General features: G+C 70.5%; 20 protein-coding genes. 8 read left to right on the forward strand and 12 right to left on the reverse strand.

The window, feature by feature from the left end; genetic code table 11:
• Positions 1-13: 13 nt before the first annotated feature.
• The 9 genes from secF to pdxS all read right to left on the reverse strand — a co-directional run bounded on the left by secF (position 14) and on the right by pdxS (position 7,946).
• Positions 14-1,003 (reverse strand): protein translocase subunit SecF, encoded by a 990-nt coding sequence (gene secF / locus AC2W7E_RS01890; protein WP_025103522.1) that lies wholly within the window; start codon positions 1,001-1,003, stop codon positions 14-16.
• Positions 1,003-2,733: a protein translocase subunit SecD gene (gene secD, locus AC2W7E_RS01895; protein WP_062634464.1), complete on the reverse strand. Its 1,731-nt coding sequence runs from the start codon at positions 2,731-2,733 to the stop codon at positions 1,003-1,005. The genes secF and secD overlap by 1 nt, the downstream gene beginning before the upstream one ends.
• 55 nt (positions 2,734-2,788) lie before the next feature.
• On the reverse strand, positions 2,789-3,190 hold the full coding sequence (locus tag AC2W7E_RS01900) for a preprotein translocase subunit YajC (protein WP_308195758.1): 402 nt from the start codon (positions 3,188-3,190) through the stop codon (positions 2,789-2,791).
• Positions 3,191-3,262: 72 nt separating this feature from the next.
• Positions 3,263-4,288: a Holliday junction branch migration DNA helicase RuvB gene (ruvB, locus tag AC2W7E_RS01905; RefSeq protein ID WP_025103525.1), complete on the reverse strand. Its 1,026-nt coding sequence runs from the start codon at positions 4,286-4,288 to the stop codon at positions 3,263-3,265.
• A complete protein-coding gene (gene ruvA, locus AC2W7E_RS01910; RefSeq protein ID WP_338566122.1) occupies positions 4,281-4,901 on the reverse strand; it encodes a Holliday junction branch migration protein RuvA in 621 nt (206 codons plus the stop codon). The genes ruvB and ruvA overlap by 8 nt, the downstream gene beginning before the upstream one ends.
• A 9-nt stretch (positions 4,902-4,910) precedes the next feature.
• Positions 4,911-5,495: a crossover junction endodeoxyribonuclease RuvC gene (gene ruvC, locus AC2W7E_RS01915; RefSeq protein ID WP_485988428.1), complete on the reverse strand. Its 585-nt coding sequence runs from the start codon at positions 5,493-5,495 to the stop codon at positions 4,911-4,913.
• A gap of 45 nt (positions 5,496-5,540) precedes the next feature.
• Entirely contained in the window at positions 5,541-6,302 is a 762-nt protein-coding gene (locus tag AC2W7E_RS01920; RefSeq protein WP_025103528.1) for a YebC/PmpR family DNA-binding transcriptional regulator, read from the reverse strand.
• Positions 6,303-6,472: 170 nt separating this feature from the next.
• Positions 6,473-7,063 (reverse strand): pyridoxal 5'-phosphate synthase glutaminase subunit PdxT, encoded by a 591-nt coding sequence (gene pdxT, locus AC2W7E_RS01925; RefSeq protein WP_025103529.1) that lies wholly within the window; start codon positions 7,061-7,063, stop codon positions 6,473-6,475.
• Positions 7,053-7,946, reverse strand: a complete 894-nt coding sequence (gene pdxS / locus AC2W7E_RS01930) for a pyridoxal 5'-phosphate synthase lyase subunit PdxS (protein WP_025103530.1) — start codon at positions 7,944-7,946, stop codon at positions 7,053-7,055. The genes pdxT and pdxS overlap by 11 nt, the downstream gene beginning before the upstream one ends.
• An 89-nt stretch (positions 7,947-8,035) precedes the next feature.
• On the opposite strand from pdxS, the gene AC2W7E_RS01935 reads away from it, so the two are divergent.
• Positions 8,036-9,343: an aminotransferase class I/II-fold pyridoxal phosphate-dependent enzyme gene (locus AC2W7E_RS01935; RefSeq protein ID WP_025103531.1), complete on the forward strand. Its 1,308-nt coding sequence runs from the start codon at positions 8,036-8,038 to the stop codon at positions 9,341-9,343.
• Between the two features lie 46 nt (positions 9,344-9,389).
• Entirely contained in the window at positions 9,390-10,241 is an 852-nt protein-coding gene (gene pdxY, locus AC2W7E_RS01940; protein WP_062634460.1) for a pyridoxal kinase PdxY, read from the forward strand.
• Positions 10,242-10,360: 119 nt separating this feature from the next.
• Here pdxY and AC2W7E_RS01945 read toward each other — a convergent pair whose 3' ends face one another.
• From AC2W7E_RS01945 to AC2W7E_RS01955, 3 genes are all read right to left on the reverse strand, one after another.
• Complete coding sequence (locus AC2W7E_RS01945) at positions 10,361-10,915, reverse strand: HIT family protein (protein ID WP_025103533.1); 555 nt, start codon at positions 10,913-10,915, stop codon at positions 10,361-10,363.
• On the reverse strand, positions 10,912-12,864 hold the full coding sequence (thrS, locus tag AC2W7E_RS01950; RefSeq protein ID WP_231729614.1) for a threonine--tRNA ligase: 1,953 nt from the start codon (positions 12,862-12,864) through the stop codon (positions 10,912-10,914). The genes AC2W7E_RS01945 and thrS overlap by 4 nt, the downstream gene beginning before the upstream one ends.
• 121 nt (positions 12,865-12,985) lie before the next feature.
• A complete protein-coding gene (locus AC2W7E_RS01955) occupies positions 12,986-13,345 on the reverse strand; it encodes a YnfA family protein (RefSeq protein ID WP_025103535.1) in 360 nt (119 codons plus the stop codon).
• Between the two features lie 50 nt (positions 13,346-13,395).
• Between AC2W7E_RS01955 and AC2W7E_RS01960 the strand changes: the two genes are divergently transcribed.
• The 6 genes from AC2W7E_RS01960 to AC2W7E_RS01985 are packed head-to-tail and all read left to right on the forward strand — an operon-like array spanning position 13,396 to position 18,276.
• A complete protein-coding gene (locus AC2W7E_RS01960; protein ID WP_025103536.1) occupies positions 13,396-13,773 on the forward strand; it encodes a DoxX family protein in 378 nt (125 codons plus the stop codon).
• On the forward strand, positions 13,770-15,119 hold the full coding sequence (locus tag AC2W7E_RS01965; RefSeq protein WP_485988429.1) for a cryptochrome/photolyase family protein: 1,350 nt from the start codon (positions 13,770-13,772) through the stop codon (positions 15,117-15,119). Before AC2W7E_RS01960 ends, AC2W7E_RS01965 begins: the two co-directional genes overlap by 4 nt.
• Before the next feature lie 50 nt (positions 15,120-15,169).
• A complete protein-coding gene (locus AC2W7E_RS01970) occupies positions 15,170-15,973 on the forward strand; it encodes a hypothetical protein (RefSeq protein ID WP_485988430.1) in 804 nt (267 codons plus the stop codon).
• Positions 15,888-16,508 carry a copper resistance CopC family protein gene (locus AC2W7E_RS01975; protein ID WP_485988431.1) on the forward strand — a complete coding sequence of 207 codons (621 nt, stop codon included), beginning with the start codon at positions 15,888-15,890 and terminating at the stop codon, positions 16,506-16,508. Before AC2W7E_RS01970 ends, AC2W7E_RS01975 begins: the two co-directional genes overlap by 86 nt.
• 11 nt (positions 16,509-16,519) lie before the next feature.
• Positions 16,520-17,050 carry a copper chaperone PCu(A)C gene (locus AC2W7E_RS01980; protein ID WP_485988432.1) on the forward strand — a complete coding sequence of 177 codons (531 nt, stop codon included), beginning with the start codon at positions 16,520-16,522 and terminating at the stop codon, positions 17,048-17,050.
• Positions 17,050-18,276, forward strand: coding sequence for a Dyp-type peroxidase (locus tag AC2W7E_RS01985; RefSeq protein WP_485988433.1), 1,227 nt, complete (start codon positions 17,050-17,052; stop codon positions 18,274-18,276). Before AC2W7E_RS01980 ends, AC2W7E_RS01985 begins: the two co-directional genes overlap by 1 nt.
• The last annotated feature ends 5 nt before the right edge of the window (positions 18,277-18,281 follow it).

The following is an 18,281-nucleotide window of genomic DNA, read 5'->3' on the forward strand; positions in this document are numbered from 1 at the left end:
CGCGGCGGGGGCGTCAGGCGTCGACAGCCGCTTTGCTCCGTGCCGCGCGGATACGGGCGTCGCGCTCCTTGATCTGCGGCTCGTTCTCGCGGAAGAGCGAGTACAGCGGCGCGGCCACGAAGAGCGTCGAGTACGTCGCCACGAGGATGCCCACGAAGATCGACAGCGAGATGTCGGTCAGCGTCTCCGCACCGAGCCAGAAGGCGCCGATGAAGAGGATCGCACCGACCGGCAGCGCGGCCACCACGGAGGTGTTGATCGAGCGGATGAGGGTCTGGTTCACCGCGAGGTTGACCGATTCCCCGAACAGCCGCGACGTCTTCTCCCCGTCCTCCGTCGTGTTCTCCCTGATCTTGTCGAACACCACGGTGGTGTCGTACAGGGAGTACGCGAGGATCGTCAGGAAGCCGATGACGGCCGCCGGCGAGATCTCGAATCCGGCGAGGGCGTACACGCCGACGGTGATCACGAGCACGTCGAGGAGACCGATGATCGCGGCCGCCGACATCTTCCACGTGCGGAAGTAGATCGCGAGGATCAGGAAGGTCAGCGCGAGGAAGATCGCCAGGCCCCACAGCGACTGCCGGGTCACGCTCTCGCCCCAGGCCGGGCCGATGAACGAGGAGGCGACGGCGTCCGGCTCGACACCGTAGGCGTCGGCGAGGGCGCGCGCCACCTGCTGCGTCTCACCCTCGGTCATCTGGTCGGTCTGCACGCGGACGTCCTGGTCGTTGACGATGACCACCTTGGTCGCCGCGCCGGGGACGACCGACTGCACCGCTTCGGTCGCGGTGTCCTGATCCGTGGTGTCCGGTGCGGTCACCGTGAACTGCGAGCCGCCGGTGAACTCGATCGAGAACTGGATCGGACGGAACAGCGGAACGAGCGCGGAGCCGACGACCAGGGCGATCGCGATGATGAACCAGAGGCGGCGGCGCCCCACGAACGGGAAGGAGGTCTTGCCCGTGTAGAGGTTGTTGCCGAACTCATTCATGGAAGGCATCAGTTGTCTCCCTCCCTTCCGGCCGTGGTCTGTCTCTCGGCGGCGAGGGCCTCCGCCCGCTTGCGCTCGGCGATGGTCTGCCGGCGATCCGCCTCTCCGCGCGAACGCGCGTTCTTCGCCCCGCGCCCCGCGGACGCCGTGGCGACCTCGCGGTATTGCGAGCGGCTCCGGTACACGGCGCCCAGGGCCTCCGGATCCAGACCGGAGAGCTTGTGCCCGCCGCCGAAGAACCGCGTACGAGCGAGCAGCTGCATCACCGGGTGGGTGAAGATCACGAAGATCAGCACGTCGATCACGGTGGTGAGGCCGAGCGTGAACGCGAAGCCCTTCACCGTCGAGTCGGCGAGGATGTACAGCACCACCGCGGCCAGGACGTTGATCGACTTGGAGATGTAGATCGTCCGCTTCGCCCGACCCCAGCCGTCCTCGACGGCACCCGTGATCGACTTGCCGTCGCGCAGCTCATCGCGGATGCGCTCGAAGTAGACGATGAAGGAGTCGGCGGTGAAGCCAATGGACACGATCAGGCCCGCGACGCCGGCGAGCGACAGGCGGAAGCCGATCCGCCACGCCAGGATGCAGATGACGATGTAGGTCAGCACCGCCATCACCGCGATGGACGCGATGATCACCGTCCCGAGCGCCCGGTACGACAGCAGCGAGTACACCGCCACGAGCGCGAGGCCGATGAGGCCCGCGATGAGACCGATCTGGAGCTGCTGAGTGCCGAGGGTCGCGGAGATCGTGTCCGAGCTCTGCACCTCGAAGCTGAGCGGGAGGGCTCCGAACTTGAGCTGATCGGCCAGCGTCGTCGCGCTCTCCTGCGTGAAGCTGCCGGAGATGCTGGGGCGGCCGTCGAGGATGACGCCGTTCATGCGTGGCGCGCTGATGACCTCGCCGTCGAGCACGAAGGCGAACTGGTCGCGCGGCGACAGCCCGTCGATGCGGTTCTGGTTGAGCCGGGTGCTCACCTGGCCGAAGGCGTCCGCGCCGTCGCCGTTCATGGTGAGCTGCACGATCCAGGCGCCCGAGCGCGGGTCGCGTCCCGCCGTCGCGTCGGTGATCGCGCGGCCGTCGAGCTCCGCCGGGCCGAGGATGAACTTCGCGGTGTCGTCGGGCGAGCAGGCGATCACCGGCTCGTCCTTCGGCGCCTTGGACGGGTCGTTGGACGGGTTGGCGCAGTCGTACGCCTGGAACTCCGCCGCGAGCTTGTCCGTGACCCACGACAGGTCGCTGGCGTCGGTGGGCTCGGCCGTGGGCTCGGCGTTCAGCGAGGGGTCAGGGCTCGGGTACGGGGTGGAGTTGCCGTCCTCTCCGACGAACTCCGTGCTCGCGGCCGTGGTGTAGAGCACCGGACGGAACTCGAGCTGGGCGCTGGACTGGATCCGCTGCCGCGTCTGCTCGTCCGCCTCACCGGGGATCTGGACGACGATGTTGCGTCCGCCCTCGGTGGTGATGTCGGCCTCGGCCACACCGGAGGCGTCGACGCGCTGGCGGATGATCGCAGCGGCCTGGTCGAGCTGCTCCTGCGTCGGCGCTGCTCCGTCCTCCGTCTCGGCACTCAGGATGATCTGGGTGCCGCCCTGCAGGTCGAGCGCGAGCTCGGGTGTCCACGAGCTCTGCTTGAAGACGTACACACCCAGCGCGTTGATGCCGAAGAGCACGCCCGTCACGAGGAGCAGGCCGAGGAGGACCCGCCAGGCGTGACGGACAGGAGAGGATGAAGCCACGTGTGTTCAGCTTTCTGGAAGGACGGTGATCCGGGAGGCCGCGACGGCCTTCGTCTTACTTGTCGTCGGCGTCCCGCTCGAGGCGGGCGCGGGTCTCCTCGGGCGTCTCGACCGCGGGGGCGGCGGTCTCGTCGACGCTGTGATCGTCCACGCCGTCGACGGGCGCGTCGACGATGGCGTCCTTGGGCTCCACGATGCGGAGGATCGCCTGGCTGTGCACCTCGATCACGGTGCCGGGCGCGATCTCCACCAGGGCCGGGGAGTCGAGGTCTTCGGCGTCGTACGCGACGATGGTGCCGTAGATGCCGCCCTGCAGCAGGACCTTGGCGCCGGGAACCGTCTTGGTCGCCTTCTCCTCCTGCTCGGCCTTCATCTGCCGGGTGCGCTTGCGCGTGTTGAAGATCATGAAGATCAGCAGGACGGCGAGGAGTCCGAAGAGGACAAATTCCATGGGCATGGGGATGGCGCCTTTCTCAGGTGCACGCACCAGCCTTTGGGCGCACAGCGGTATCGGGGAAGTCTTCAGCGATTATAGGTCATCCAACTTCAGCATCCCGTCCGGGTGCGCCACGCCGAGGTGGGCATACGCCTCCGGCGTCGCGACCCGCCCGCGGGGGGTGCGACCGAGGAAGCCGATCCGCACGAGATAGGGCTCGACCACGCTCTCCACCGTCTCCGGCTCCTCTCCCACCGCCACCGCGAGGGTGCTGAGGCCGACCGGTCCGCCGCGGAAGCGCCGCACCAGGGCGTCCAGCACCGCGCGGTCCAGTCGGTCCAGGCCGATCGCGTCGACGTCGTAGAGGTCCAGCGCGGCCTGGACGCCGCGCAGGGTCGCCGCACCCCCGCCATGGACGAGCGCGTAGTCGCGGACGCGACGCAGCAGGCGGTTGGCGATGCGCGGGGTCCCGCGGGAGCGTCGCGCGATCTCGGAGAGCGAGTCCGTCGGGAGGTCGACGCCGAGCACGGAGGCGGAGCGTCCGATGACCTGCTCCAGCTCGCCCTCGTCGTAGAACTCGAGGTGACCGGTGAAGCCGAAGCGGTCGCGGAGCGGATTGGGCAGCAGTCCGGAACGCGTGGTGGCGCCGACGAGCGTGAACGGGGAGAGCTCCAGCGGGATGCTGGTCGCCCCCGCGCCCTTGCCGACCATGATGTCGATCCGGTAGTCCTCCATCGCGAGGTACAGCATCTCCTCCGCCGACCGGGCCATGCGATGGATCTCGTCGATGAAGAGCACCTCGCCGGGCACGAGGCTCGACAGCAGCGCCGCGAGGTCGCCGGCGTGCTGGATCGCGGGGCCGCTGGACATGCGCAGCGGACGATCGCTCTCGTGGGCGACGATCATCGCCAGCGTGGTCTTGCCCAGGCCGGGGGGACCGGCGAGCAGGATGTGGTCTGCGGGCCGGGACTGGATGCGGGCCGCCTCCAGGAGGAGCTGCAGCTGCCCGCGCACCTTCTGCTGTCCGACGAACTCGCCGAGGCTCGACGGGCGGAGAGCGCCCTCGATGGCGAGTTCGGACTCGTCGGTCGGCTCGGTCGGATCGAGGGCGTCAGCCACGGCCCTGGCCTCCCTGCGCCGGGCCGAGCAGCGCGAGCGTGCGCCGCAGCAGCAGGGCCACGGAGGCTCGCTCGGCATCCGTGGCGTCCGTCGCCGTCTGGGTCGCCGCCTCCGCCGCGACCTTCTCGGACCACCCGAGGCCGACCAGAGCCACCGTCACCTGGGCGACGACATCGTCCCCTCCCGAGGCGGCGGGCGCCGACGGGGCGGCCACGGCCTGGACCTTGCCGGCGAGCTGCACGACGATGAGCTTCGCGGTCTTCGGTCCGATGCCGGAGACCCGCCGGAACGGTGCATCGTCCTCTGCGGTCACGGCCTCCGCGATCTGGTCGGCGGTGAGGTGCGACAGCACCCCGAGCGCCGACTTCGGGCCGACGCCGGTGACGCTGAGCAGCAGGGTGAAGATCTCCAGCTCGCCGCGGTCGGCGAAGCCGAACAGCGAGAGCGAGTCCTCCCGCACGATGAGGCTCGTGTGCAGGAGGAGCTTCTCCCCCACCGTCGCGGTGTGGGCGACATCGGCGGGGACGGCGACCGCGAAGCCCACGCCCCCGACGTCGATGATGACCTGGTCCGGCGTCGTGTGCAGCACGGTGCCGTGTAGAGAGGAGATCATTCCGACAGTCTAGGAGCCGGCTCGTAGATATGTTCGAGCGACACGCTCCGCGTCGGCCCAGGCACGCTGCGCGGGAGTGAGGCCACCCTCCGTCCGCCTCGTCGAGGGAGCGCCGCGGCGCCAGGCGTGACACAGGGCGATCGCCAGGGCGTCTGCCGCGTCCGCGGGCTGCGGAGGCGCGTCCAGCCGCAGGAGCCGGGCGATCATCGCCTGGACCTGACGCTTGTCGGCGGACCCGTACCCGGTCACCGCGGCCTTCACCTCGCTGGGAGTGTGGGTCGCCGCCGGCAGGCCGGCCTCTGCGGCGATCAGCAGCGCGACCCCGCTCGCCTGCGCGGTGCCCATGACCGTGTGCGTGTTCTGCTGGGCGAACACCCGCTCGACCGCGACGGCATCGGGCCGGTGCTCGGCGATCGCCGCGCGGATCCCCGCAGCGACGATCGCGAGCCGGTCGCCGATCTCCGCATCCGGGGCGGAGCGGATGACTCCGACATGGACGAGCGTGCCCCGACGAGCGCGATCGACGTCGACGATGCCCACACCGCACCGGGTGAGTCCGGGGTCGATGCCGAGCACGCGCAACGAAGTGGTCACCTGACCAGGCTAGGCCGCGCGCCGCGTCGCCGGCTCGCGCCGCGCCTACGCGTCGTCGTTCTCGAGCTCTGCCTGGACCTCGGGCGACAGATCGAAGTTGCTGAAGACGTTCTGCACGTCCTCGCTGTCCTCGAGCGCATCGATGAGGCGGAACACCTTGCGGGCGGTCTCGGCGTCGATCTCGACCTTGAGGTTCGGCACGAACTCGACGTCGGCCGACTCGTACTCGATCCCCGCGTCCTGCAGCGCGGAACGGACGGCCACGAGGTCGCTCGCCTCGGTGATGACCTCGAAGCCCTCGGCGTGCGGCTCGATCTCCTCGGCCCCGGCCTCCAGCGCCGCCATCATGACGTCGTCCTCGGTCGTGCCCTCGGAACCGACGACGATGACGCCCTTGCGGCTGAAGTTGTACGCCACGCTGCCCGGGTCGGCGAGGGTGCCGCCGTTGCGGCTGAGGGCGGTGCGCACCTCGGCCGCGGCGCGGTTCTTGTTGTCGGTCAGACACTCGATCATGAGGGCGACACCGTTGGGCCCGTAGCCCTCGTACATGATCGAGGTGTACTCGACGGCCTCACCGCCGATGCCGGCGCCGCGCTTGATGGCGCGGTCGATGTTGTCCTTGGGGACCGAGGTCTTCTTCGCCTTGAGCACCGCGTCGAAGAGCGTCGGGTTGCCCTGCAGGTCGGCGCCGCCCAGCTTGGCCGCGACCTCGATGTTCTTGATGAGCTTGGCCCAGGACTTCGCACGGCGCGCGTCGATGACGGCCTTCTTGTGCTTGGTCGTGGCCCACTTGGAATGCCCGGACATAAGTCTCCGCTCGTCGTCTGCGCCCCGGAACGCCGCCCAGGGCGTCGTCCAGTCTATCGAACCGTGCCGCGCCGCCGCTGTTGTCCCGCTCGCGCAGGTGTTCGCGCGAGTTCAGGCACCTGCGCGCGGACGCGCCTGATCTCGCGCGCGGGCCTGAACCCACGACACCGTCAGCGGCGGGAGACCCGGTCGAGGAAGCGTCGGTGGAACCGCGTCTCGTTGGTGATCTCCGGGTGGAAGCTGAGTCCGAGCAATCCGTCCTGCTCCACTCCGACCACGCGACCGTCGGGCAGGGTCGCGAGCACCGAGGCCTGCGGCCCGACCGCCTCCACGACAGGTCCGCGGATGAAGGCGGCCGTCACCGGCTCGTCGAACGCGGGCACGGTCAGCTCGGCCTCGAACGATTCGGCCTGACGCCCGAACGCGTTGCGCCGCACGACCGCATCGAGTCCGCCGAAACTCTGCTGTCCGTCGATCGCGTCGACGACCTCATCGGCCAGCAGGATCAGCCCCGCGCAGGTGCCGAGCACCGGCATCCCGTCCGCGATCGCGTCGCGGATCGGCTGCTGCAACCCGAACAGCCGGGCGAGCTTGTCGATCACGGTCGATTCGCCCCCCGGGATCACGAGTCCGTCGACCCGGGCGAGCTCCTCAGGCCGACGGACCAGCGCCACGTCGGCGCCGAGCACTTCCAGGAGCGCGGCGTGCTCCCGCACGTCCCCCTGAAGCGCGAGGACGCCGACGCGCGGGCTACCAGCCACGCTCGGCGAGGCGGTGCGGCGCAGGCAGGTCGCTGACGTTGATGCCGACCATCGCCTCGCCCAGGCCGCGCGAGACCTCGGCGATCACCTTCGGGTCGTCGAAGAACGTGGTGGCCTTGACGATGGCCTTCGCCCGCTCCGCGGGGTTGCCGGACTTGAAGATGCCGGAGCCGACGAAGACGCCGTCGGCGCCGAGCTGCATCATCATCGCCGCGTCGGCCGGGGTCGCGACGCCACCGGCGACGAAGAGCACCACGGGGAGCTTCCCGGTCTCGGCGATCTCCGCGACGAGCTCGTACGGTGCCTGCAGCTCCTTCGCGGCGACGAACAGCTCATCCTTCGGCAGCGCGGTCAGCGCCGCGATCTCTCCCCGGATCTTCCGGATGTGCTTCATCGCCTCGGAGACGTCACCCGTGCCGGCCTCACCCTTGGAGCGGATCATCGCGGCGCCCTCGTTGATACGACGCAGCGCCTCCCCCAGGTTCGTGGCTCCGCAGACGAACGGCACGGTGAAGCCGAACTTGTCGATGTGGTTCACGTAGTCGGCGGGCGAGAGTACCTCGGACTCGTCGATGTAGTCGACGCCGAGCTCCTGCAGCACCTGCGCCTCGACGAAGTGCCCGATCCGCGCCTTCGCCATGACGGGGATGGACACCGCGTCGATGATGCTGTCGATCATGTCCGGGTCGCTCATCCGCGAGACCCCGCCCTGCGCACGGATGTCCGCGGGGACACGCTCCAGCGCCATCACGGCGACGGCACCGGCGTCTTCGGCGATCTTCGCCTGCTCGGCGGTGACGACGTCCATGATGACGCCCCCCTTGAGCATCTCGGCGAGACCGCGCTTCACGCGTGCGGATCCGGTGGTGGGCTGCTCGGTCATGGGGGTCTCCTGTCGGATGATCCGAAATCGGTTTTGATCTAGATCAAAGGTAGCACTGTCCGATCCACCTAGAATCTCGGAGGAGGATCATGAGCGAGCAGATCAGGGGAACCACCGCGGCGGAGATCGCGGACAGCGTGCGCGCCCTCCGGGATCGTGGCACGCTCCGTCCCGGCGAGGTCCTCCCTCCCGTGCGCGAGCTCGCGGCGACGCTCGGCGTCAACCGCAACACCGCCGTCGCCGCGTATCGCCAGCTCGCCCAAGCGGGACTCGTGCACTCGCGCGGGCGCGCGGGCACGGTCGTCGCGGGCGTCGACGTCGTGCCGCAGGAGGGCTACGCGCCGGACACCGTGCTCCGCGACATCGGCACCGGCAACCCTGACCCGGCGCGCATCCCCGACCCGTCGCAGGCGCTCGGCACGATCGGTCGTCGTCCCGTGCTCTACGGAGAGCCGGTGATCGACCGCGGTCTCGAAGCGTGGGCGCGGGAGTGGATGGGCGCCGACCTCCCCGGTCACGACTTCCGGGTCACCGTGACCAGCGGTGCGGTGGATGCCGTGGAACGTCTGCTCGCGCAGGCGCTCATGCGTGACGACGCCGTGGCGCTCGAGGACCCCTGCTTCCTCGCGAGCATCCACACCGTGCGGCTGGGCGGATACCGGGCCATCACGGTGCCGGTGGACGAGGAGGGGATGACCGTCGACGGTCTCCGCGCCGCTCTGGACGCGGGCGTCCGCGCCGTCATCTGCACCCCGCGCGCGCAGAATCCGACGGGGGTGAGCCTCTCCCCCGCCCGCGCCGAGGCGCTGCGGGGCGTGCTCGCCGACCACCCCTATGTGCTCGTCATCGAGGACGACCACTTCTCTCTGCTCTCCCAGCGTCCCTACGAATCGCTGATCGGACCCGAGCACCGGCGATTCGCCCTGGTCCGCTCGGTGTCGAAGTTCCTCGGCCCTGACATGTGCCTCGCGCTCGCGGCGACCGACCCGGAGACGGCGGAGCGCCTCGCGATGCGGCTCAGCCCCGGTACCACGTGGGTCAGTCACCTGCTGCAGCGCCTCACGCTCGCCCAGCTCACCGACCCCGACGTCCGCGAGGAGATCGCGGAGGCGGGCCGGCACTACGCCGCGCGGAACGCCGCGTTCGCGGGACGCCTGCGCGCGGAGGGGATCGACGCGCCCGACCCCGACGGCCTGAGCCTGTGGGTCGGATTCGAGAAGCCCGCGCGCACCGTCGCCGACCACCTCATGCGGCGCGGCTGGCTCGCGCGCACCGGTGACGACTTCGCGCTCGACGAGCGCGCCGAGCCCTCGCATCACCTCCGACTCACCGTGCACGACCTCTCCGAGGACGACACGGAGACCCTCATCGCCGACCTCGTCGCCGCCGGACGATGACCACCCGACGCGGGCACCGCCCCGCCAAGAATGAAAGGGACCGGGTATGAAGATCCTGTCCATCCAGTCCGCCGTCGCGTACGGTCACGTCGGCAACTCCGCCGCCGTCTTCCCGCTGCAGCGCATCGGCGTCGAGGTGCTGCCGGTCTACACCGTGACGTTCTCGAACCACACCGGCTACGGCGCCTGGCGCGGCCCGCTGATCGACCCGACCGACGTCGGCGAGGTCATCACCGGCATCGAGGAACGCGGCGTGTTCGGTTCCATCGACGCCGTGCTCAGCGGCTACCAGGGCAGCGAGGGCATCGGCGACGTCATCATCGACGCGGTCTCCCGGGTGAAGGCGGCCAACCCGAATGCGCTGTACGCGTGCGACCCGGTCATGGGCAACGCCAAGTCCGGCTGCTTCGTGGCTCCGGCCATCCCGATCCTGCTCCGCGAACGCGTGGTTCCCGTGGCCGACATCATCACGCCGAACCAGTTCGAGCTCGGCTTCCTCACCGAGACCGAGCCGGACACGCTCGAGTCGACCCTCGCCTCGGTCGACCTCGCGCGGGCGATGGGGCCGCGTACGGTGCTCGTCACGAGCGTCGAGCGGCCCGACCGCGAAGAGGGCACCATCGAGATGCTCGCCGTCGACGACGCGGGCGCCTGGCTCGTGCAGACGCCGCACCTGCCGATGAAGGCCAACGGCTCCGGAGACGTGACCGCCGCGCTGTTCACCGCGCACTACGTCGCGACCGGCAGCGCGCAGACCGCTCTGGAGCGCACCGCCTCGAGCGTCTACGACCTGCTTCAGGCCACGCTCGACTCGGGCGAGCGCGAGCTGCAGCTCGTCGAGGCGCAGGAGTTCTACGCGAACCCGCGGATGCAGTTCACCGCCCGCCAGGTGCGCTGACTCCTCCTCGACTTAGGTCCCTGAGCGGGCCCGCGCTGGGTCCCTGAGCCTGTCGAAGGGCCGGGTCACGACGCTTCGACAGGCTCAGCGACCCAGAGGCGGCTCAGCGACGCGACGGCTCAACGATCGGCGGCGGGCCAGGCCTCCGCGACGGCCTCCCGCACCTCACCGAGGAGCTGCGGGAGCGCCTTCGTCTTGGCGATGATCGGGAAGAAGTTCGCGTCCGAGCGCCACCGCGGCACCACGTGCTGATGCAGATGCGCGTCCACGCCCGCTCCGGCCACCGCTCCCTGGTTCATCCCGAGGTTGAAGCCGTCGCAGCCCGAGACCTCGCGGAGCACGCGCATCGCGGTCTGCGTGAGCGCACCGATCTCCGCGACCTCCTCGGGCGTCGCCTGGTCGTAGGTGGCGATGTGCCGGTACGGGCACACGAGCAGGTGCCCCGAGTTGTACGGGAACAGGTTCAGCAGCACGTAGGCGGTCTCCCCACGCGCCACGATGAGCCGCTCGGCATCCGGGTACTTCGGCGCCTCGCAGAACGGGCATTCCTCGCGCAGTGGTTCCGGCCCGGCCTGGATGTACGCCATCCGATGCGGGGTCCACAGCCGCTGGAACTCGTCGGGCACCCCGACGAGACGGGAGGCGTCCTCAAGGTCCGCCTCACCGCCCGTCATGCGAGGTCACCCGCCTTCAACACCAGCGCGTGCGAGGCGATGGCGGCGCTGATACGGCGCACCGCGTCGGCCACCGGCACGCCGTTCTCCTGCGTGCCGTCGCGGAAGCGGAACGACACCGTGCCGGCGGCGCGGTCCTGCTCCCCCACGATGAGGATGACCGGGACCTTCGCCGTGGTGTGATTCCGGATCTTCTTCTGCATGCGGTCGTCGGAGTGGTCGACGTCGGCCCGCACGCCCGCCGCGCGCAGCTGCGCGATGACGTCGTCCAGGTAGTCGCCGTACTGCTCGGCCACCGGCACACCCACCACCTGGCTCGGCGCGAGCCAGAGCGGGAAGTCGCCGGCGTAGTGCTCGAGGAGGATCGCGAAGAAGCGCTCGACGGAGCCGAGGAGCGCCCGGTGGATCATCACAGGCCGGTGCTTCTGCCCGTCGGGACCGGTGTACTCCAGCTCGAAGCGGTCGGGCTGGTTGAAGTCGAGCTGGATCGTCGACATCTGCCACGTGCGGCCGATGGCGTCGCGGGCCTGCACCGAGATCTTCGGGCCGTAGAAGGCGGCGCCGCCCGGGTCGGCCACGAGCTCGAGACCGGACTCGATCGCGACCTCGCGCAGCGTGTCGATCGCCGTCGACCACTGCTCGGGCTCGCCGAGGAACTTCGGGTTGCCCTCCTCGTTCGTCGAGAGCTCGAGGTAGAAATCGTTGAGGCCGTAGTCGCGGAGCAGGTCGAGGACGAGGTTCAGGTTGGTGGTGAGCTCCTCCTTGACCTGGCCCTGGGCGACGTAGATGTGCGCGTCGTCCTGGGTCAGACCGCGCACGCGGGTCAGCCCTGACAGCGTTCCGCTCTTCTCATAGCGGTAGACCGTGCCGAACTCGGCCAGACGCAGCGGCAGCTCCCGGTAGGAGCGCCCGCGCGAACGGAAGATGAGGTTGTGGAACGGGCAGTTCATCGGCTTGAGGTAGTAGTCCTGGCCCTGGCGGGTGACGTTGCCCTCGTCGTCGACGACCTCGTCGAGGTGCATCGGGGGGAACATGCCGTCCGCGTAGGTCTGCAGGTGCCCCGACGTCATGAAGAGATCCTTCTTCGTGATGTGCGGGCTGTTGACGAGGTCGTAGCCGTTGCGCAGCAGGTGCTTGCGCAGGTTCTCCTCGATCTCGTAGCGGATGATGCCGCCCTTGGGATGGAAGACCGCCAGCCCCGAGCCGATCTCGTCCGGGAAGGAGAACAGGTCCATCTCGGCGCCGAGCTTGCGGTGGTCGCGACGCTCGGCCTCGGCGATGCGCTCCTGGTAGGCGCGCAGCTCGTCCTTCGTCGGCCATGCGGTGCCGTAGATCCGCTGGAGCTGCGGGTTCTTCTCGCTCCCCCGCCAGTACGCGGCGGCGATGCGGGTGAGGTCCCAGCCGTTGCCGATCATGCGCGTGTTGGGCAGGTGCGGACCGCGGCAGAGGTCCTTCCAGACGACCTCGCCGTCACGGGTGGTGTTGTCGTAGATCGTGAGCTCGCCCTCGCCCACCTCGACGGAGGCCCCCTCGGCGATCTCGGCAGCACCCTGGGTCCCTGAGCCTGTCGAAGGACCCTTGAGTCCGATGAGCTCGAGCTTGAACGGCTCGTCCGCGAGCTCCGCACGAGCCTCTTCGTCCGTCACGACGCGACGGACGAAGCGCTGGCCCTCGCGGACGATGCGCTGCATCTCCTTGGAGATCGCCTTGATGTCCTCCGGCGTGAACGGGGTGTCGACGCCGAAGTCGTAGTAGAAGCCGTCCGTGATGGGCGGACCGATGCCGAGGTTCGCCTGCGGGTTGATCCGCTGCACCGCCTGGGCCAGCACGTGCGCGGTCGAGTGACGCAGGATGTTCAGGCCGTCGGGGCTGTCGATCGTGACGGGCTCGACGTCGTCGGTCTCGGTGACCGTCGCGGCGAGGTCCTTGAGGACGCCGCCGACGCGCATGGCGACGACGTTTCGGTCAGAGAACAGGGCGAAGCCGTCGGTCGGCTGGGCGTTTTCAGGCACTGATCACTCCATCTGGGTCTGGATCTAGGCTACTCGTCCGCTCGCGGGTCGCCGACCGTCACGCGGCGGTCTCGGACAGCGGATCCGCGACCGTCGGCGCGAAGATGATGATCGCCGCCCCGGCCAGCGCCACCACGGAGCCGATCACGTCCCACGACGTGGGGCGGAATCCGTCGACGATGACGCCCCAGGCGAGGGAGCCGGCGATGAAGATCCCGCCGTACGCGGCCAGGACGCGGCCGAAGTTCGCATCCGGCTGGAGAGCCGCGATGAATCCGTAGGCGCCGAGCGCCATGACCCCGAGGACCGCGAACAACCAGCCCCTCTCCTCCTTCACCGCCTGCCAGATGAGCCAGGCGCCGCCGATCTCGGCGATGGCGGCGAGGAGGAAGAGGACGGTGATGCGCAGCACGGTCATCGCCTCAGTGTGGCAGGCACGGCGTCCGACGGGGACGGTAGCGTGGGCGCATGACACGGACGATCGCCCGCTGGCTCCTCGCTCTCGCCCTCGGCGCGATGGGCGTGCTGCACTTCACGCAGACACGCGGGTTCCGGGTCGTCGTGCCCGACTGGGCGACCCGCCTCACCCGGATGGACAAGGACGCGATCGTCCTGGCGTCCGGTGCGGCCGAGGTCGCGCTCGCGGCGGGGCTGGTGGCGCTGCCCCGCGAGCGCCGTCGGATGGGAGTGGCGACGGCCGGTTTCTTCGCCGCGGTCTTCCCCGGCAACTGGCATCAGTGGCGCACCGGGCGATCGACGCCGGGGCTCGACACGGACCGGCGGCGGTTCGGCCGCCTGTTCCTGCAGCCGCTGCTGGTCGCCTGGGCGCTGTGGGCGACCCGATGACGTCGCCCTCGATCGTCTGGTTCCGCGACGATCTCCGCCTGGCGGACAACCCCGCGCTGCGTGCCGCCGTCGAGCGCGACGAACCGATCATCGCGCTCTTCGTCCTCGACGAGGAGTCCCCCGGCATCCGTCCGCTGGGCGGCGCGGCGCGCTGGTGGCTGCACCATTCGCTGGCCTCGCTCGCCGAGCGGCTGCAGGAGAAGGGGGCGACGCTGGTGCTGCGGCACGGGCCCGCCGACCGGATCGTGCGGGAGCTGGTCGCCGAGTCGGGCGCCGGAGCGGTCTTCTGGAACCGCCGCTACGGGGCGGCCGGGCGCGAGATCGACGCGGGGCTGAAGGCGACGCTGCGCGACGACGGCCTCCAGGTCGCGTCTTTCGCGGGGTCGCTCCTGCACGAGCCGTGGACGGTCACCACCGGGAGCGGCACGCACTATTCCGTCTTCACGCCGTTCTGGCGGGCCTGTCTGGCCCTTCCGGCCCCGCGCGCTCCGCTCCCCGAGCCCCGCGAGCTTCGCGGCGCCGGCCGGCGGCTCCGCTCCGATCCGCTCGACGACTGGGGCCTGCTGCCGACCGCCCCGGACTGGGCGGGCGGACTCCGCGAGACGTGGGAGCCCGGCGAGCCCGCCGCACGCCGCCGGCTGCGGCACTTCCTCGCCGAAGACCTCCGCACGTACGATCGCGCTCGCGACGCCCCGGCCGCCGGTGCCACCTCACGGCTGTCTCCGCGACTGCGCTGGGGCGAGCTCAGCCCCTTCACCGTGTGGCACGAGGCGATCGACGTCGACGGGGCCGGCGGATTCCTCTCGGAGATCGGCTGGCGCGAGTTCGCCTGGCACACGCTGTTCCACTTCCCGGATCTCGCGACGAAGAACCTGCGGCGCGAGTTCGACGCGTTCCCGTGGCCTCCCCTGGACCCCGCGCGGCTGGAACTCTGGCAGCACGGCGAGACCGGAGTCCCCCTCGTCGACGCGGGCATGCGCGAGCTCTGGCACACCGGGTACATGCACAACCGGGTGCGGATGGTCACGGCATCGTTCCTCGTCAAGAACCTCCTCATCGACTGGCGGCTCGGCGAGGAGTGGTTCTGGGACACGCTGGTGGACGCCGACGACGCGAGCAACCCCTTCAACTGGCAGTGGGTCGCGGGTTCCGGCGCGGACGCCGCCCCGTACTTCCGCGTGTTCAACCCGGAGCTGCAGGCCAAGAAGTTCGACGGCGAAGGACAGTACATCGGGCGCTGGGCCGCAGACGCCCCCGCCGAGCCGATCGTCGGCCTCGGCGAGACCCGCAAGGCAGCGCTCGCGGCCTACGACGTCGTGAAGCGCTCCGGCGCACCGCGGAGCTGACGCCCGGCTCACGCCCGCGGCGACCGCCGCCGCATGGCAGACTGGTGCCCGTGAGCCCGTCCCGCAAGCCCGCCGTCGTGCGGGGCTTCGCGACCTCGTCGCTCGCGATCTTCGTGGCTCTCGCCGGTCACGTGAGCGGCGGCGGAGAGATGCCGGGTCCTCTGGGCATCCTGGTGCCCTGGCTGTTCGCCTTCATGGTCAGCGTGCTCCTCGCCGGGCGGACGCTCTCCCTCACCCGACTCACCCTCTCGGTGGCCGTGAGCCAGTTCCTCTTCCACGTGCTCTTCGTGCTCGGCACGGTCAGCGCGTCCGGCGTGGCTGTCCGTCACGTGCACGGCGCTCCGCTCGTGCTCCCCGCGGCCGAGGGCACGGCCGTCGTCGCGACCGCCGACGCCTCGATGTGGCTCGGGCACACACTCGCCGCCCTCCTCACCGTGACGGCGCTCCACCGCGGGGAGCGGCTGCTCCTCACCCTGCGCGCTCTCGCCGTCCGACTGGTCCGCTGGGTGCGTCGGCGTGCGGATGCGACGCTCGCCCCGCGCGCCGCTGCTTCTCCGTTCCGCCTCGCCGGGCTCTTCCTCGTGCCGGCGGGCCGTGGTCTTCGCCTCCTCACTCCGCTTCTCGGGCGCGCCCGCCCTCTCTCCCCGCGCTCTGATCCGCGCCCGCGGCCTCCCGCCGTGCGGTGCGTCCTCGCGCCGTCCCCGATGACGCGCGCGTCCGAACGCAGGTACCCGCGTCGCTCGGCGACGTCTGAAGAGAGGCTCTTCCATGTCCCCTGTCCGCAGATTCGCGGCCGGGGCGGTGCTGGCGGCTGTCGCGATCCTCGCGACGGCAGCGCCGGCGACCGCCCATGACCAACTCATCGAGAGCAGCCCCGCCGACGGAGAACGGCTCGACACCGCGCCCGTCAGTGTGACGATGACGTTCTCGGGCGAGCTCCTCGTCCTCGACGAGTCGACCGCCGGGGCCGTCGTCCTCATCGTCGACGCGGAGGGCGAGGACTGGGCCACGGGCGAGGTGGAGGTGCGCGGACGGAACGTCACCGCCGCCCTCCTGCCCGACATGCCCGACGGCGGGTACCAGGTGCGCTGGCAGGTCGTCTCCGAGGACGGGCACCCGATCGCGGGGGTCATCCCCTTCGCCGTCGGAGACGCCGTTCCGCTCGAGTCGACAGGGAACCCGGAGCCGACCGCGTCCGCCTCGGGCGGGTCGTCGACCGCATCGGATCAGAACGCAGACGAGACGGGCGGCCCGGTCCGGGTCCTGCTCGTCGGCGGGGCGGGCGCGGCACTCGCCGTCGCCGCCTTCGCCTTCCTCCTCATCCTCCGCCGCCGCCGCGCGGCCGCCGTGCCGCCGGAATCCGGCGACGACACGGCAGCGAACTCCTGAAAGGCATCATCATGAACATTCGCACTTCCCTCCCCCGCCTCGGCGCGGCGATCGTCCTCTCGCTCGTCGCGCTCACCGGGTGCACCGCGCCCACAGCCCAGACGCCGACCAGCGCCCTCGCCGGTGACGATCTCCGGATCGACGACGCCTGGGTCAAGGCGGCCGACGACGGCATGTCCGCGGCTTTCGGCGTGCTCGTCAACGAGGGCGAGGAGGACGTGACGGTGACATCGGTCACCTCCGCCGCCTCGCCGATGATCGAGCTGCACGAAACCGTGGAGAACGAGGCCGGGGAGATGGTCATGCGGGAGATCGCCGGGGGTTTCGTCGTCCCCGCCGGCGGCAGCCTCGCCCTCGAGCCCGGGGGGAATCACATCATGATGATGGACCTCTCCGAGCCTCTGGAAGCCGGTGACGAGGTCGCTTTCACCGTCACCCTGTCGGACGACTCCACGTTCGAGTTCGCCGCGCCGGTGAAGGACTACTCCGGCGCGAACGAGAACTACGACGGCGCCGACGACCACGAGGGCATGGACCACTGATGGCCGCGCGCGTCTCGGGCGCGCGCACCGGCCGCACCGGCTCGACCCGGCGGCAGTTCCTCCTCGGAGGGGCTGTCGCCGGTGTCGGCGCCGCCGTCGCGGTCGGGGCCGACCTCGCCCTCACGCGAGCGGACACGGAGGCTCCCGCGGCCCCCGCACCGCTCAACGGCTCCCTCACCGTCCCGTTCCACGGTGTCCATCAGGCCGGGATCGACACCCCTGCCCAGGCGCACGGCTCGTTCGTGACGCTCGACCTCCGGCCGGAGGTCGACCGCGACGGACTCCGCCGGCTCCTGCGCATCCTCACGGACGACGCGGCGCGGCTCACCCAGGGACGATCGGCGCTCGCGGACTCGGAGCCGGAACTCGCACTCGCCCCGGCCCGGTTGACCGTCACGTTCGGCTTCGGCCCGGCTCTCGTGGCACGGGCCGGCGGCAGCAGTCCGTCCTGGCTCGCTCCGCTGCCCGCCTTCCGCGTGGACCGCCTGCAGCCGGAGTTCTCGGATGGGGACCTGCTCCTCCAGCTCGCCGCCGACGACCCTCTGACCGTCGCGCACGCGCAGCGCATGCTCCTGAAGGACGCGCGCGGCTTCGCGACCGTGCGATGGATCCAGCAGGGCTTCCGCCGGGCACACGGCACCGAGCGACCGGGCACGACCATGCGCAACCTCTTCGGCCAGGTCGACGGCACGAGCAACCCGCAGCCGGGGACCGACGACTTCGACCGGGTGGTCTGGAGTGAGGACGGCTGGCTGGCCGGCGGCACGGGCATGGTCCTCCGCCGCATCCGCATGGACCTCGACGCCTGGGACCGCCTGGATCGCGGAGGCCGCGAGGCCTCGGTGGGGCGGACGCTCCGCGACGGTGCGCCGCTCACGGGGACGTCGGAGTTCGACGAGCCGGACTTCGACGCGACGACGGCCATCGGGTTCCCCGTCATCCCGGCGTTCGCGCACATCCGGCGCGCACGCGGGGACGGGACGGAGCGCATCTTCCGACGGGCGTACAACTACGACGAGCGCCCGGCCGGAGGCGGCGTCTCCGAATCCGGGCTGCTCTTCGCCGCGTTCCAGGCCGACGTCGCGCGGCAGTTCGTCCCCATGCAGCAACGGCTCGACGAGCTCGACCTGCTCAACGAGTGGACGGTCCCGATCGGATCCGCCGTGTTCGCGGTGCCCCCGGGGTGCGCGGAGGGCGGCTACATCGGGGAGACGCTGCTCGACTGAGGTCG

The organism is Microbacterium sp. CFSPD4_SD4 (assembly GCF_057364585.1).